The organism is Bradyrhizobium sp. CCH5-F6 (assembly GCF_001556045.1).
Taxonomy (GTDB): domain Bacteria; phylum Pseudomonadota; class Alphaproteobacteria; order Rhizobiales; family Xanthobacteraceae; genus Bradyrhizobium.
In genome coordinates, this window is record NZ_LSIC01000197.1 from 62,258 (window position 1) to 77,599 (window position 15,342).

Annotated in this window: 14 protein-coding genes; 6 read left to right on the forward strand and 8 right to left on the reverse strand. The window is 60.1% G+C overall.

Annotated features, from left to right (window positions below; translation table 11 throughout):
* Positions 1–383: 383 nt before the first annotated feature.
* The 3 genes from AX729_RS34335 to AX729_RS34345 all read left to right on the forward strand — a co-directional run bounded on the left by AX729_RS34335 (position 384) and on the right by AX729_RS34345 (position 3,948).
* Entirely contained in the window at positions 384–890 is a 507-nt protein-coding gene (locus AX729_RS34335; RefSeq protein ID WP_245325498.1) for a hypothetical protein, read from the forward strand.
* Positions 891–921: 31 nt separating this feature from the next.
* Entirely contained in the window at positions 922–3,123 is a 2,202-nt protein-coding gene (locus tag AX729_RS34340; protein WP_061028753.1) for a Wzz/FepE/Etk N-terminal domain-containing protein, read from the forward strand.
* 537 nt (positions 3,124–3,660) lie between these two features.
* A complete protein-coding gene (locus AX729_RS34345; RefSeq protein WP_061028757.1) occupies positions 3,661–3,948 on the forward strand; it encodes a hypothetical protein in 288 nt (95 codons plus the stop codon).
* A 33-nt stretch (positions 3,949–3,981) separates the two neighbouring features.
* Here the strand turns inward: AX729_RS34345 and AX729_RS34350 are convergent, their stop codons facing one another.
* Positions 3,982–5,412 carry an undecaprenyl-phosphate glucose phosphotransferase gene (locus AX729_RS34350; RefSeq protein WP_061028760.1) on the reverse strand — a complete coding sequence of 477 codons (1,431 nt, stop codon included), beginning with the start codon at positions 5,410–5,412 and terminating at the stop codon, positions 3,982–3,984.
* Positions 5,413–5,546: 134 nt separating this feature from the next.
* On the opposite strand from AX729_RS34350, the gene AX729_RS40205 reads away from it, so the two are divergent.
* Positions 5,547–6,014, forward strand: coding sequence for a hypothetical protein (locus AX729_RS40205; RefSeq protein ID WP_156457360.1), 468 nt, complete (start codon positions 5,547–5,549; stop codon positions 6,012–6,014).
* A 5-nt stretch (positions 6,015–6,019) separates the two neighbouring features.
* A complete protein-coding gene (locus tag AX729_RS34355) occupies positions 6,020–6,757 on the forward strand; it encodes a metallophosphoesterase family protein (protein WP_061028763.1) in 738 nt (245 codons plus the stop codon).
* Between the two features lie 55 nt (positions 6,758–6,812).
* On the opposite strand, the gene AX729_RS34360 is transcribed toward AX729_RS34355, so the two are convergent.
* Positions 6,813–7,085 (reverse strand): hypothetical protein, encoded by a 273-nt coding sequence (locus AX729_RS34360; RefSeq protein WP_061028766.1) that lies wholly within the window; start codon positions 7,083–7,085, stop codon positions 6,813–6,815.
* 577 nt (positions 7,086–7,662) lie between these two features.
* Between AX729_RS34360 and AX729_RS34365 the strand changes: the two genes are divergently transcribed.
* The gene (locus tag AX729_RS34365; protein WP_061028768.1) at positions 7,663–7,926 is read left to right on the forward strand and encodes a hypothetical protein; all 264 of its coding nucleotides are present in this window, start codon (positions 7,663–7,665) and stop codon (positions 7,924–7,926) included.
* Positions 7,927–8,377: 451 nt separating this feature from the next.
* Here AX729_RS34365 and AX729_RS34370 read toward each other — a convergent pair whose 3' ends face one another.
* From AX729_RS34370 to AX729_RS34395, 6 genes are all read right to left on the reverse strand, one after another.
* The gene (locus AX729_RS34370) at positions 8,378–8,668 is read right to left on the reverse strand and encodes a hypothetical protein (protein WP_245325499.1); all 291 of its coding nucleotides are present in this window, start codon (positions 8,666–8,668) and stop codon (positions 8,378–8,380) included.
* A 640-nt stretch (positions 8,669–9,308) separates the two neighbouring features.
* Positions 9,309–9,914: a putative colanic acid biosynthesis acetyltransferase gene (locus tag AX729_RS34375; protein WP_061028770.1), complete on the reverse strand. Its 606-nt coding sequence runs from the start codon at positions 9,912–9,914 to the stop codon at positions 9,309–9,311.
* Positions 9,915–9,950: 36 nt separating this feature from the next.
* A complete protein-coding gene (gene fcl, locus AX729_RS34380) occupies positions 9,951–10,913 on the reverse strand; it encodes a GDP-L-fucose synthase (RefSeq protein ID WP_283807830.1) in 963 nt (320 codons plus the stop codon).
* Positions 10,894–11,964, reverse strand: a complete 1,071-nt coding sequence (gene gmd / locus AX729_RS34385) for a GDP-mannose 4,6-dehydratase (protein ID WP_061028774.1) — start codon at positions 11,962–11,964, stop codon at positions 10,894–10,896. The genes fcl and gmd overlap by 20 nt, the downstream gene beginning before the upstream one ends.
* Before the next feature lie 153 nt (positions 11,965–12,117).
* Positions 12,118–13,422, reverse strand: a complete 1,305-nt coding sequence (locus AX729_RS34390) for a WcaI family glycosyltransferase (protein ID WP_061028776.1) — start codon at positions 13,420–13,422, stop codon at positions 12,118–12,120.
* Positions 13,423–14,285: 863 nt separating this feature from the next.
* Positions 14,286–15,314 (reverse strand): ABC transporter substrate-binding protein, encoded by a 1,029-nt coding sequence (locus AX729_RS34395; protein ID WP_245325500.1) that lies wholly within the window; start codon positions 15,312–15,314, stop codon positions 14,286–14,288.
* Positions 15,315–15,342: the final 28 nt, after the last annotated feature.

The following is a 15,342-nucleotide window of genomic DNA, read 5'->3' on the forward strand; positions in this document are numbered from 1 at the left end:
ATCAACGAGCAGACGTCAACGTGCAGACGTCGCGAATTTTTTGGCAGCCGCCACGGAACAAGAATGGCACTGACGACTTGTGTCGGTTTTACGACGCATGAATGCGCAGATGCCTCATATGTTTTCAATCTGCAAGATTCCTGGGCGCGATCTGCCGATCACGCGTGCATTGTAGATCTTCCATCCACAACCGGTCGAATAACGCACAAGTGGCTCGCAATCACCGGTCGGCACGCGACGAATTTTGCGTCGCACAAAAATTGACATAGTTGTCTGCCAGTTTTCGCGTATTCTCCCATTGCAACAGCGACGAAGGGACACGGATGGGCTGCGGACTAACACGTCGTCGTCATGCAAGGCCTCGTTGGCTACCGGTCGTCTTGATGGGTTCTGCCCTGATGGTGAGCATCGATGCTTGCCGCGCTCAGTGCGTCGAATTCTCGGACCGCACCTCGCAGGTCGAACTCGACACGTTCGTGAAGTCGCCTTCCTCGCTTCTGGAGCGACTGCGCAATGACAAGGAGAAACTGAGATTTCGGCTCGCCAGCTACATCGCGACGAACCCGGCGGTGCTGCCGTCCGTTCAGACGCTCATTTCGGCGGCGGCTTCAAGCGACCGGTCGGCGATCGGAGCCGCGCTGCGGATTGCCGAGGTACGGTGCACGTCGACGAAGCCTGACGCGGCGCGAAAGATCCGGGACTTCGCGCAGCGCGTCGGCGATCTCAACGTGCAATCAGGCTATTCCGCGGCGGGAGAGGACAACTCCGGCGCCCTGGCACAACCGCAAATCAAGGGTTCCGCGCAACCGCCCAGGGGCGCGGCCCTTCTCGAAGGCGAATGGAAGACCAAGCTGGCCAATCCATTCAAGCCCGTCCCGATTCCTCGTTGATCGACGACCGTCAAAGGCAGCGAATTAGCAAATGTACCAGCCTCGAGAACATTTCCAGTCGGGCCACCGTTTCGGCCTCGAATTCGGCGGAGCGGTCCTCAGCTTCGAGCGCGTGGCCGATGTGTTGCGCCGCCAGTGGCCGATCATCGCTGCCTGCGTCGGAGCCTCTATGGCGCTGGTCATCGTCTACCTGCTCATGGCGAGCCCCATGTATACGGCAAATGCCCGTATCATGATGGATACGCGTCAGGCACAGGTGTTGGACAAGGACAGCAACGCCAGCAGCGCTCTCATCGACACCGGCTACGTCGACAGCCAGGTCGAGATCATCAACTCGGACGACCTGATTTTGTCCGTCGTCCGTCGCCTGAAGCTGACGGAGGATCCGGAATTCAATGGCTCCAAGCCGGGCCTCCTCTCCCTCGTCCTCGGCAAGATCACCTCGCCATTCGGCTCCGGCGAACCGCCGAGCCAGGAGCGCATCGAACATGCCGTGGTCGAACAGGTGCAGAAGAACCTGAGGACGGAGCGCGTGCTGACGACCTATGTCTTGTCGCTGAGCTATCGCGCACGGAGCCCCGACACGGCCGCCAAGATCGCCAACGCGATCGCCAACGCCTACCTCGTCGGTGCGCTGGAAGCGAAATATCAGTCCACCAAGCGGGCAACCGAATGGCTTAAGCAGCGCAGCATCGAGCTGAGCGAGCAGGCATCGGCCAGTGACCGCGCCGTCCAGACCTTCAAGGCCGAAAACAACATCGTCGGAACCAGCCGCGGCCTGATGTCCGAGCAGCAATTGTCGGACCTCAACACGCAACTGGTTCAGGCGCGAGCTGCGACCGCCGAAGCCAAGGCCCGGCTGGACCGGATCGATACGATTTCCGATCAGGATGTTGCGCAATCAACCGTGACGGACGCCCTCAACAACTCGGTGATCACCCGTCTGCGCGCTCAATACCTCGACCTCCAGGCCCAATATGCCGATTGGTCCAGACGCTACGGCAAGACCCACCTTGCGGCGGTCAACCTGGCCAACAAGATGGAGGAGCTGCGCAAGAACATCGCCGACGAGCTGCGTCGAATCGCAGACGCCTATCGCAGCGACTACGAGATCGCAAAGAGCCGGGAGGCCTCGCTCGAGAAGAATGTGAAGGAGCTCGTCGCCCAGGCCGGCAACAAGGGCCAGGCCGAGGTCAAGCTGCGCGATCTCGAAAGCGCGGCCGACACCTACCGCAATCTCTACAACAACTTCCTGGAAAAGCTGCAGAGCGCGACGCAGAACCAGAGCTTCCCGCTCAGCGAGGCTCGCCTCATCAGCACCGCCACCAAGCCGGATCGCAAGAGCTCGCCGCGGACGATGCTGGCGCTGGTGGGGGGCCTGGTGGGCGGTCTCTGTCTCGGCTTCGGCGTCGCATTCGCGCGTGAACTGCTGAGCGACGTGCTGCGGACGCCCAGCGAGGTCGAGGACGAACTCGGCGTGAAGTGCCTGGGCGTTCTGCCCGACATTCGTTCGGCCACGAAGACCGGCCCGTCCGACCTGTCTCGCTACGTCGTCGATCATCCATTCTCGCGATTCGCCGAGACGTTGCGCAACATCAAGGTGTCGATCGACGTTGCGCGCCTGACCCGCGAGATCAAGGTGATCGGCATCGTCTCGTCCCTTCCCAAGGAGGGGAAGACGACCGTGGCTGCCAATTTCGCTCAGTTGATCGCTCTCACGGGTCACCGCACGGTTCTGATCGACGGCGATCTGCACACGCGCTCACTGACGCGAGAGCTCGCGCCGAACGCCAAGAGCGGACTTGTGGAAGCGCTGAACGACCCCGCGAGCCTCGGCTATCACGTGCAGCGGAGCAAGGAGACCGGACTGGATTTCCTCCCGTCCGTCGTCGCTTCCCGCATGGTGAATTCGGCCGACGTGATTGGCTCGAAGGCGATGGCCGAGCTGCTCAAGGCGCTGAGAGAGCACTACGAATATATCGTGATCGATCTCGCCCCGGTCATGCCGGTGGCGGACTCGAAGGCCGTCAGCTTCCTGATCGACGCCATGGTCTACGTCATCGAATGGGGGCAGACGACACGAAGCGCTCTTCAGGAATCGGTTTCCGGGTCGGAAGTCCTGCAGAAGAAACTGCTCGGCGCCGTGCTCAACCGCGCCAACCCGAAGATGCTCAAGCGCATCGAGGCCTATAAAGGCAAGCACCACAACAGCTACTACGTCGAGCATGCCTAGGCGGAGGCGCGGCGCCCCGCCTCCCGCTCGCGCGGGTGGAAGAGTTCGGCCGGGCGCCGTGGTTCACCCTCCCGGACAGGGAGAGTTCGAGCTGGACCGATGCGGAGGCCTCCCCGGCCGGGTAAGCCGCCCGGCACTCCACGAGAGCGGAGCCCTCGGGCTTTGAATCAGCACTGATCGTGCTTCAGCTGGACTGGCTGAGACGCGGCCGGCCGAGCCACAGGCCGCGAGCGGATCGCTCGGCGAGCCAAATTGCTGCGGGGGGCTCGTTCGGAAGCCGCCAAGCGGGGCTTTGGTCCGCGCGCCTCCGGCTCGCTGCCTCCGTATTCGTCCGGAATCCACAACTTGCGGTTATTGCTCTAGCCAAAAGCAACGATTGACGACAAGATGGTGACTAGGACATTGGCTACCATCCGTCGAAGAGACGAGACAATCCTGGCCTTGATGCCTCAAGTGCTGAAAATTTAGGCACCTTTCCTTCTCGGTGCCCTGAGGCTAATCTCGCCTCATACTCGCAGTTCCTTTCCGGTGGCTCGGATGCTGATCGCGCTTACGATTCTGACGATTTGGGTTCTGCTCAACATTCTATTCGTGTTGATCGTGGTCCCCCCGCGCAAGCCGCTTCGGCAGCCTATGACGACGACGCTCTCACCGGCGCCGATCGAGCCGAACCGGCGCGAGATCGAGCAGGACGAACCTTTCTCGATTCGCCACGTCATCGTCTCCGTTGCAATGGGGACCTTCTTCGTGCTCGTGCCGCCGCTGCTGGCCCTGCGCGATGCGATCATGCGGCTGATCGGCAAGTCCCCACGCAATGGAACCTGAGGCGGGTGGGGATCCCCATAGTCCGGAAAACGACTAGTAGGCTTCCTGGAACATCACGGCGGACGCCGTGCGGGCCATGATCTTCAGGTCGAGCCAGATGCTCCAGTTGCTGACGTACCAGACGTCGTACTCGACCCTCTTCTCCATCAGATCGATCGTGGGCGTTTCTCCCCTGAATCCGTTGACCTGGGCCCAGCCCGTCAGGCCCGGCTTCATGTGATGGCGGTAGACGTACTTGCTGATGAGTTCGTCGTAGTAGTTGTCATGGGCGAGCGCGTGCGGACGCGGTCCGACCAGCGACATGTCTCCACGCAGCACGTTCCAGAGCTGCGGCAGCTCGTCAATGCTGGTCATGCGCAGGAAGCGCCCGATCTTGGTGACCCGAGCATCCCTCTTGGTGGCCTGGGCAATCGTTTCTCCGTTCTCGCAAACGGTCATGGTTCGGAACTTCCAGATCTCGAACGGCTTGCCGTTAAAGCCGCGGCGGGACTGCCGGAATATGACCGTTCCGGGCGAATCCAGCTTGATCAGCACGGCAACGGTCAGCAAAAGCGGCGTCAGCAGGACCAGCGCGAACAGCGCGACGCCGACGTCGAGACAGCGCTTCTGCAGCCGCTCGAGAATCGTGAGCGGCGGTCGCTGGATCTCGACCGCAACGGTTCCGCTGACCGGCAGAAAGGGACGGGTCACCAGGTCAGCGACCGGGTCGTCCGGCAGCAGGCGAATGGGCTGCGGGACAGCGCGCAAATACGGCCCCAGCTTGCGCAGCATCGGCAATTCGTTCCAGTCGATGGCAAGCAGATATTCGTCGACATCAGCCGAGCGCGACTGACGGATGACGTCGCGGATCTGTCGCTCCCATTGGCCATCCTCCCGGTCGGCTGAGAGCACGAAATGGCGCATCACGTCGAAGCCATTCCTCCGCAGATCCTTGAAGCGGTTCGAGGTGAAGTCGAGCGGCTTCAAGCTGAGCAGGATCACCTTGCGGTCGACCAACCGGCTTCTCGCAAAGCTCATGCCTAACACGGCCTGCCAGCCGAAGCGGAGGCTGATCAAGCCAAGGCCGCCGATCATGGCGAACACGATGACGGTGCCACGCGATAGATTGTCGGTCGATTTCAGCAAGAAGGCCGCAACGGCAAGGATCGTGAGCGACGTCAGCCAGATAATCACCGCCATTCGAAGCTGCCATACGAGATTGAGCAGGCGGTGCGTGGAATAGACGTCCCGGAAATAGGCGATCCCGACGAACACCACGCCGACGAACAACCCGGCCCCCACCGAGGCGCCGTCGGCAGGTGACGGGACTGCCACACCATACAGCGCTCCCCCCGCCGCATAGCTCAACAGGATCAACAGGAAGTCGACGGCGATGACGACGATCTGAAAGGGCCTCTGGAGAGCGCCGCCACGCGCAGATGACAGCGCGTGAGCGTTCTCAGAACCATAAGTTGCAACAGCCATTCGAACCTCTGCTTGTCGAGAGAGTGCTTGACGCTCATCGTGATGCTGAAGACTCGTCACTTCCCCGCTCTGAAAATGTTGATTGATCGCAGCGACATTGTGGCACTGCACGCAAAAACTTTTGCGACGCACGGATGATGCGTCGTGTTGAAATACGCGGTGAAATTCGACGCGCCGAAAATGTCGTCACAGTGCTGACATACGAGCGGGCGGACTGCCGCATTTTGAATCAAGTCCTGCATCCGATGCGGGCGCCCGGTCGTTGCATGAGCGTCTATTCGCTCAAGTATGAGGCGCTGCGATGCTTCGCCGAAGCACATCGATTCAGCCGCGGGAATCTCGTCGAACTTCCATCTATGGATGCATACGAAATTCTGCGCCGAGCCATGCAGCTTTGCCGCACAGCGATGCAATTCCGGCGCGCCGATCTTGTTCCTGCAATCCGCTACGAAGCAAGGTCGGCAAAAAATGCCGCGCCCTTCTTTTGGCGTGATCCGGTCGGAGAACAAGGCGCGGCCCCACCGAACTCGCGTTGTTCGTGTTGGAGGAAGCTCTCCGGTGCCGACGACTTGGGGACTTTTTTCGACCACCCGATCGATTGAGCGCCATGAAACCCCTCGCACGACCACGTCCGTCCATTCCCAAGCCGCAATTGCCCGACGGAGTTCGCATCTATGCGATCTCGGATATTCACGGCTGCGCGCATCTGCTCGAGCCCATGCTGCGGGTGATCGACGCCGACGTTGCCCACAGCCGGCCGCGCTATGCCATCGAAGTCTTCATGGGCGACTACATCGATCGCGGCCCGGATACGCGCTCGACCCTAGACTTGCTGGTCGAGCGAAGCCGCCGGGGAAATGCGGTTTTCCTCAAGGGCAACCACGAGGCGTTCCTGGTGCGGGTATTCGAAGACCCCTCGCTGTTCGAGGACTGGATAGCTTTCGGCGGCACGCAGACATTGATGTCCTACGGGCTTGCGCCGCCGGATCTCAAGCGCGATGAGCCGGCATCGATCATGCGCGATTTGATCCGCGCGATGCCGGCCGAACATCTGGAATTCCTCGACAATCTGCGGCTGAGCTTCACTTGCGGGGACTTCTTCTTCGTCCACGCCGGCGTTCGCCCGGGCGTCCCGTTGGCCGAGCAGTCAGAGCGCGATCTGCTCTGGATTCGCGAAGAATTCCTCCGGAGCGAGGAGCAGTTCGGCAAGTATATCGTCCATGGTCACACGCCGGTCCGAAACGCCGAATTCCTGGCGAACCGCGTCAACATCGACACCGGCGCCTATGCGACCGGCAACCTCACGCTGATGAGCATCCAGGGAAGCCGAATGCTCGCGGTGTGAGGTGGCGACAACCGCCTGCCACTGATGGGCGATATGGCTTCGCCCCGATGGCGCGCTAGTTGAGCAGAGGCGGCTTCTCCAGCCGCGTCCGGGCCATCCAGTCGCTCCAGGCTCGTTCGTGCTTGACGTAGAGCTCCACCCAACGTTCGCCGTGCTTGGCCTGACGGACCCGACCAGCCTCGCCAAGCAAGTCGGCGCCCGGATGCGTGTCCGGCTTGTCCAGCGCTTCGAACTCGATGGTCTCCGAGATGGACAGACCCACAAGCACGCGCTGTCCCGCGCCATCCACGATGTAGCGCCGAGGCGCATCCTTCTTGGGCTCACTCATGCGATCACGCCCCCATTCGATTTAGTGAGAACCCCGCGCCCCGTCGCCAAACCGGATCGCACCTAAAAGGCGCGTCGGGCATGGCCGAACGTTGAAGTGGGGGTCGAGGTCCGACCGGATGAGGTTGCAACCCGTCGTTGCACGCGCCACGCGCGCAATACGTATCCCAGGATGAGGCCAGCGCCAAAGATGAAAGCAGAGACAAGTGCAGAAGTCATGGAGAGTCGTCCCGGATAATCCGGGGACAGATCAAGACCGAGCAGTGTGTCGACATCATGATTCTCCGGTGGCTTCCGACGCCGAAAGATTGTTCACGCCTCGACCTCACGCGTGCATCCAAGTCAATGCCCCGTCTGATCGTCCCCTCACTTTCTTATCTCGGCCGGAAACTGCGTATCAGAGTCGAGGAGATGCATTTGCGATCATGCGGGTTCGAGCCTTTCTCGTCGCGGAGTGCTTGGAGCGGGCCTTGCCGGCCTCAACGGGCGATTCGGTCCGATCAGCCGGCCGATGCCCTTGCAACCATCCGGAACCCGTCGCATTATTTCGCATCGCATTGCATGAGGGATTCAATCCAATGAACTTCCGCGCCATTATTCCATCCATTGCCCTGTCTGCTCTCGGCCTCACCTTGACGGCATCCGTCGCGCCTGCCGCCGAGCTCGCGCCTGCTCCGTCACATCGGTCGGCCGCGGTCCAAGGCGGAGTTGTGCTGTGGGATGACGTCTACCCGCCCGCGATGTACGGCCCCCAGGTCCGGCCGGTCGAGGAAGTCGCAGCCATGAAGGCGCAGGCGCGCCCGGTTTCCCAGCGCTGGTGGGGGTATTGGTACGTCCGGTAGGAAGCCGGAGCGCCTTGATTTCAGCTATTTAGCGCCAGAACAGGCTGGCTTAACGGATCGTATTTAAGACGGGTCATGCGCAACACGTCACTGCGCGCGCGGCTTCACCGCCGCGTCGGCTCCGGCTCACAGATATCACCGACATCCCGACCGAAACGGACGAGCTGTATCCGGCTGCCGTCATGGACCTTCCAAGACCGCACGCTTGCGCGGCCACATGCGCCCGAGCCCACATCGTTCGCACTGACGATTCGCGCTCCGACAGCAGCGGTCTGCTGCCGGATTGATCAATCATTCCGACTGCGCGTGCCGTGTCTCCCAACAACATCGCGCACGACAAAGCAATCAAACGGCGAATGCGGGTAAGATTGAAACGGTGGCATGGTTGAAGCAGAATAAGGGAGAGCCGCCATTTCTCCCTTGCGGATTGCAGAAACCACAATCCTAGGTTTTACAGATCCAGCTGGCTGCGCAAGGCGTCACGCTCGTCGAGGAGTTCTCGTAGTTGTCGAGCATTGTCAGATTGTGTCTCCTGCCACTCGATGCGGTCCTCGGCAGTCCACAGGTAGGATTCGCGATTGAACCGAGCTTTCTCTGCCCTATCAAACTCCGTGAAGAGTCTGATATCGCGCTCAACCTCGTCCAATTGTTCCTGGAGAGTTCTTGGCATCAGCCGCTCCCTCGGCTCTGCCTCTAGCCCATTTCGATTTTCCGAGTGTTCGGCGTAGCGATCAATAGGCATTCACTCCCCTCGGGCGCGTGGATCGTCGCCCAGACATCACCGCAAAGGTTGCATTTTCCGGGTGTACATCTTCCTACTTTTCGATTGAGGTCAAACGAGGACGGCTGCGACGCTACTTTTGGTCTGGAACGCCAAAAGCTGTGGGTTGCTGGCTGCGGAAGACCTCACCGAGGAGCGGCCATGCCGAGCCCCGAGCACACAGATCGGAGGTCGTGATCTTCGGACAATCCCGTGGAAGCGCACCTAGACCTTGCTGCTTCGCAGGAACCCTAGTCAGCCGACCCCAGGCCCTGCCACCAGGGCCGGGTTGAGAATGCAAAAGGATTTCTGCAAATCTCTTGCCCTGAGAACAGCTCGCAAGAGCAGCACGCCTGTCTAAACTTCAAGTTGATTTTTAGCTTGATTGCAGCTTGCATGTAAGCTGATCCGCGAGCGCGCTAGAACCAAAGGTGTCGCGCGTAATTCGTCGGGCAGTCGGGCAGTCGATTCGCCACGACCGAAGCTCCGAAAACCGCGACGAGCCGGTGCTGTTCATACGGGACTCTGCGATGAAGTCGGTCGGATGGTGCTTGATCAACTGCACGTCGTCCGCCGGAAGATGACTCAGGATCAGGAGTCCGAGACCTGTTGCTCAAGCCAATTAGCAGCGCGGATCGGATTGTTCCGGGAGTGCATCGCAGGACTTGTCCGCACCGGGCGCGAGGCGATTGCGCACCACCCGCGCGGGCTCGCCCATGGCCACGACCTCGGGAGGAACGTCCTTGAGTACGGTGCTCCGCACGCCGATGACGGCGCCTCTGCCCACCTTGACGCCCGGCGCAACAAACACATCGCTGGCGATCCAAACTTGATCGCCGACCGTGATAGGAGCCGTGACGTAGCTGAAGGCGAGGTCGTCCATGTCATGCGACCCCGTGCAGAGATAGGACCGCTGCGAAATGACCGAATGAGAGCCGATTGAAATGCGATCCAGGCTGTACAGCTCGACGTGATCACCGACCCAGGAAAAGTCCCCTATTTCGGTCTTCCAGGGGTAGGTCACGCGCACCGTCGGACGCAGCAGCACCTTGCGGCCAATCTTTGCTCCGAACAGGCGCAAAAGAAAGCGACGCCAGCCAAAAAAGGGCTGAGGCGAAAGTGCAAAGAGCGTCGATTGAACGAGCTGCCAAAGCGCCACGACGACCGGTCCCCGTCCGCGAAACCCCGGCGGCACACGAAACTGATCCAACTTCTGGAACTCGCGCATTCTGGTAAATTCGAACGACAGAGGGAGGACTATGTTTCAGCGATGGTCTGTGGCGGATGCCTGGGTCGTCAGGTAGGCCTCGTAGGCGCGCCGTATTCCGGCTTCCAACGGAGTCTTGGCCCGCCACCCGAGTGTTGAGAGACGACCGACATCGAGCAGCTTTCGCGGCGTTCCGTCAGGGCGCGTCGGATCGAAGACGATATCCCCCTGATAGTCGACGATACCGGCGATCATACGGGCGAGCTCGGCGATGGTAACGTCGCTGCCAGTCCCGATGTTGATCGGCCTCTCGTCGGAATAGTTCTTCATCAGGTGGATACAAGCATCCGCCATGTCGTCAACGAAGAGAAACTCGCGGCGCGGCGAGCCGCTGCCCCAGACGACGACGCTCTTGCTGCCGGCGACCTTGGCTTCGTGAAAGCGTCGGATCAGGGCCGCAGCGACATGGCTATATTCCGGGTGATAGTTGTCCCCAGGGCCATAGAGATTGCTCGGCATCACGCTGATGAAGTCAGAGCCATATTGACGCCGATAAGCCTCTGCCATCTTGATGCCCGCGATCTTGGCAATGGCATAGGGCTCGTTCGTCGGCTCAAGCGGACCAGTCAAGATCGACTCTTCGCGCAGCGGCTGAGGCGCAAACTTCGGATAGATACAGGATGAACCAAGAAACATCAGCTTCTCGGCTCCGTTTGCATGTGCAGCGTGGATGACGTTAGCCGCGATCGCTATGTTCTCGTAGATGAACTCGGCGCGAAGCTTGTCGTTCGCGGCAATTCCTCCCACCTTGGCCGCTGCGACGAACACGACCTGCGGCCGCATCCTTGCGAACCAATCGAACACCTGAGCTTGGTTGATGAGGTCGATTTCGGTTCGCTTCGCGGTGAGCAACCGTACGTTTTCTTGCGCGAGCCTGCGCACGAGCGCAGCACCGACCATCCCCCGATGCCCGGCGACGTAGACGCTCTTGCCCTTCAGATCAAACTCCGTGGCTGGCACTCGATCGCTCCCGCCTTGCATCCTTCAGATCGCTTGCCACCATCTCGTGCACGAGCTGACCGAACGTACGCTTCGGCTTCCAACCCAGCACCCGGTTCGCCTTGCTGGCATCGCCAACCAGAATGTCCACCTCGGTTGGCCGGAAATAGGTCGGGTCGATTCGAACCACCGTCTTGCCGCTGCTTCTGTCGATGCCGATCTCATCAACGCCCTTGCCGCGCCATTCGATCTCGCGTCCCACCTCCCTGAAGGAGAGTTCGACCATCTCGCGCACCGAGCGGGTCTCGCCGGTGGCAAGCACGAAATCGTCCGGCTTATCCGCCTGCATGATCAAGTGCATCCCTTCGACATAGTCCTTGGCATGCCCCCAGTCTCGTTTCGCCTCGAGATTACCCAGGTAAAGCGTATCCTCGATCCCGACTTCGATGCGGGCCACAGCGCGCGTGATCTTGCGGGTTACGAAAGTTTCGCCGCGGATGGGGCTCTCGTGGTTGAACAGGATGCCGTTGCTGGCAAACATCCCGTAGGCTTCGCGGTAGTTGACCGTGATCCAGTATCCGTAGAGCTTCGCCACACCATAGGGCGAGCGCGGATAGAACGGCGTTGTCTCCTTCTGCGGGATCTCCTGCACCAGCCCATACAGCTCGGACGTCGATGCCTGGTAGAACCGCGTCTCCTTCTCCATGCCGAGGATGCGGATCGCCTCCAAGAGCCTCAACACCCCGATTGCGTCGGCGTTCGCGGTGTATTCAGGACTCTCGAAGCTGACGCCGACATGGCTCTGCGCCGCCAGATTGTAGATCTCCGTCGGCCTGATCTGCTGCACGAGCCTGATCAGATTGGTGGAATCCGTCATGTCGCCGTAGTGCATCAGGAACGGCACCTCACCAACGTGCGGATCCCGATATAGGTGATCGACACGAGCCGTATTGAACGAAGACGAACGCCGTTTGATGCCATGAACGACATAACCGAGCGATATGAGGTGCTCGGCGAGATACGCACCGTCTTGTCCAGTAACGCCCGTAATTAGCGCAACACGCCCACTCATATGCGAAAACCTGCCGTTGACCGCCGGGATTGGAAGCAAATACGGTGACGATAGAATGCCTCAACCACCGGAGACATGTAGAAGCGACCTTTCATGCAGGTCAATCGCAGCCGGGACTGATCGTTAACGCGGGAGACATCCCGCCGCGTTGCGTCAGGACAGGGGAAGAGCGTCATTGATCGATGTCGTCGCCTTCCCGGAAACCACACCCGGCCCGTGTTCAGATCTGCCCGGCCGACCGCAAATCGAACTCATGCTCTCGATCCAGCGACGCACGATGGTACGGCGGTCCCAACGCTCGATGGAACGCTTTCGTCCCTCTGCACCGAGCCTCTCGCGAAGAGAAGAATCTTCGCTCAACTGAAGAATGGCATCTGCAAGCGATCGAACGTCTCCCGCCGGAACGAGCAAACCGGCACCCTGCACTTCGGCAGCAAGCCCCGTGCCTCGTGCTGCCATAGCGACGACGGGACGCGCGGACGCAAACATCGCCCCCAACTTGGACGGCAGTACAAGATCGGCCGCCTCCGCCCTCTGCGGGACGACGTGAAGGTCAGCCGTCGCCAGCAATTCGTTGAAGCTTTCGTTCGGCTGCAGTCCCAGGAAATGAACTCTCGGGTTGTCAGAGGCCATGTCCACCAGTCTTGCCTTGTGTGGCCCTTCGCCAGCCAGAATGAAATGCAGTCGCGGATTGCGCCGAAGAAGAGCGGCGGCTTCGACGAGGAGGTCAAGTCCTTGCTTGGCCGACATGGTCCCAGCGTAGAGAGCAACGACGTCATCTTCGCGGATATTCAGGGATGTGCGATATTTGGTCTGCTTCGGACGGGGAACTATCACATCCGTGTCGATCCAGTTTCGGATCTCGGTCGATCTTTGCGGATCAACGTTTTTGTCCCACAAACGCTCCACCATTTGCGGACAAATGCTGGAAACGCGATCAAACGATCTGAGGACCGCCGCCTCGGCCTTGAGCATCAGCTTCCGCAGTGAAGCATTCCGTAGCAGACCCAGACCGTATGCGGCGTCAATTTCGAAGTCTTGCACATGAAGCCACGACTTGGCATCGATGCGACGAGCAACAAAGGAAGCAAATCGGGCCGACATCAACGACGGCGCGACGGAAATGATGATGTCGGGCCGCCAGTAATATGCATCGATCAGCACCGGCACCAAGCTTGTCAGTGCAAAAGACAGGTGATGGATCAGCCGCTTTGCACCGGTCGGCTGCTTGGGAACGTAGATCGGCGTTCGCATGACGCCCACGCCCCCCATCGTCGAGCGCCTGAAATAGGAGGTATTCGAACCGGCGGGGATGCTCCAGGCCGGATAGTAGGGAGGCGCTGTAACGACCCTCACCTCATGGCCCTCGGCAACAAGGTTTTCGCAAAGCTCCGTATTGTATTTGGCCACACCGATCAGATCGGGAGCGTAATTGATGCCGACCAAAAGAATACGCATTCAATCCAAATCCTGAACGACAACTCGTATCCAAAACTCGAGACAGCCAAGCATCACCGCATTGGCTCTACAGCCTCCGCTGAACGATCGCTGTCGCAGCGGCCAATCGCCGCTTGAACTCCGATGCGAAATCAAGGGGACTACGCTTGGCCTGCCAATCATCGGAACGAAAAGTTTCGCTCCGCATCGACACGCCACGGCTTTCGCCGGTCTTCGCAGCCTGACCGAGCTCGCCCCGCAGTCCGTGAACCTTCGGGCCAGAACGTGCGCTTGCGCAAGGCGTCAGCCTCTCGCTCACTGCGCTTTCGCTTGCGGGGTGGTGGCAGCTCTCATTAACGGAGTAAAGAAATGACCATTTTAATGATGAACGCGCACCGTCAAGGGCGGTCAAACGTGACAAGCAGTTGGAGCTTTCCGAGAAACGCCCTTCCTAGTAAGCCCGGCGAAGGACCGGGCTGGTCCCCGCCATACAGACACGGTCCAAATACCAGCCGTAGGGAGTCTCCACGCGGACTTGAGGGCAACGCCGCCGCGGCACATAGCGGTAAGGATATGATTGAGCCCAGAAGGTGACTGGGAGTACGTGTTCGACTGGCGTCGAGACTAGGGGTGCCGGCAACTGCATCGCAGCGATTGCCTGCGGCCCGGCCAACAAGACCATTGCCGATACCAACAACCCCAAACGCCGGATAGTCTGCTTTGCCATCGCCTTCCCCTGCGCTCGCCAACCGGCGACAAAATGCGCCAAATTAGAATATTTCAAAATCCAGCCGGATATCGTGTTTATTGTTTATCAACGGGATCAGAAAAAGGCAACGGACCATACGGACCCATCCAGCAGCCGGAATGTCCAATCGGGTCGGCTAAAAGGCGCCGGCGCCTTCCTTTTCCGGCGCTCGCCGGTATTCGCCCCTGATGAATTGTGTGCTGACAGCCTGAAACAGCGGGGCGTTTTCCCTGCCAAGACCCGCGAAAACCAGGATGTCGCGCAGCGTGCGCCATCGACTTTCGTCGTATTCGCCTATTCGTGCGCCAACAGGCAGCACCAGCGACCGCTGCTGCTCCAATTCAAACTTGACGCGCTCAGGAGCGAGGCTCGACGGGTCAAAATCGACAATGATCGGAATCGCCCGGCTGTAATCGGCATAGGCAAATTGCCAACCGCGAACCAGGCCGTGCAACAGATCGGCAATTGCGGACGGCCGGTCTCGGATCAGATCGTTGCTGGCGAAATAAACCTGCCCAGGCACGTGGATTGCATAGTCCTGAGGCTTCATAACGCTCAATGGGACGTAGTCCGCGCTTGTCGGGCCAGGCTGCTGATCGATCGGGACAACGATCGCGTCCACATCCCCAGATCTTAATGCCTGGAAGTCAGCTCGGTCGGGAACTTTGACAATCTGACTACGTGGCAGTCGAAGCTTGGCCATCATGGCGTCGAAGACGACCTCGGCCTCACTCCCCTCGCGGCAGCCGATGCGCTTGCCGATCAGGTCGTCCGGGCGATGCAAGCCCGACCGCTCCAGTGCAAAAATCGCCACCGAGGTATCAAGAAAGCTTGCTGCAAAGGCAGTGACAGGAGCCCCTGCCCAAACGGCAAGCAAGAACTTCTGGCCGGTGGTCACCCCGATTGCATTCTGCCTCGCAACCGCTTCGACGAAATTGGGATCGTCCGGAACGGCTCTCACTGTGACGCCGCGCTTGAAATAGCCCTCCTTGGCAGCAATCATCTCCCCAGCGAAGCGAGCGGAGTACGGCCCATCCAGGAAAAAGCTGGCATGAAACGAGGAATCGGCGGGGGTGTGGACGGGCGTAACATCAGGAACCAAGGCAAAGATAACAAGGCCGGTTGCGGACAGCGCCGCGAGACCAATCGCCACCCGGCGCGTCACCGTTGATCCTGATCGCCGCCGTCGGTGA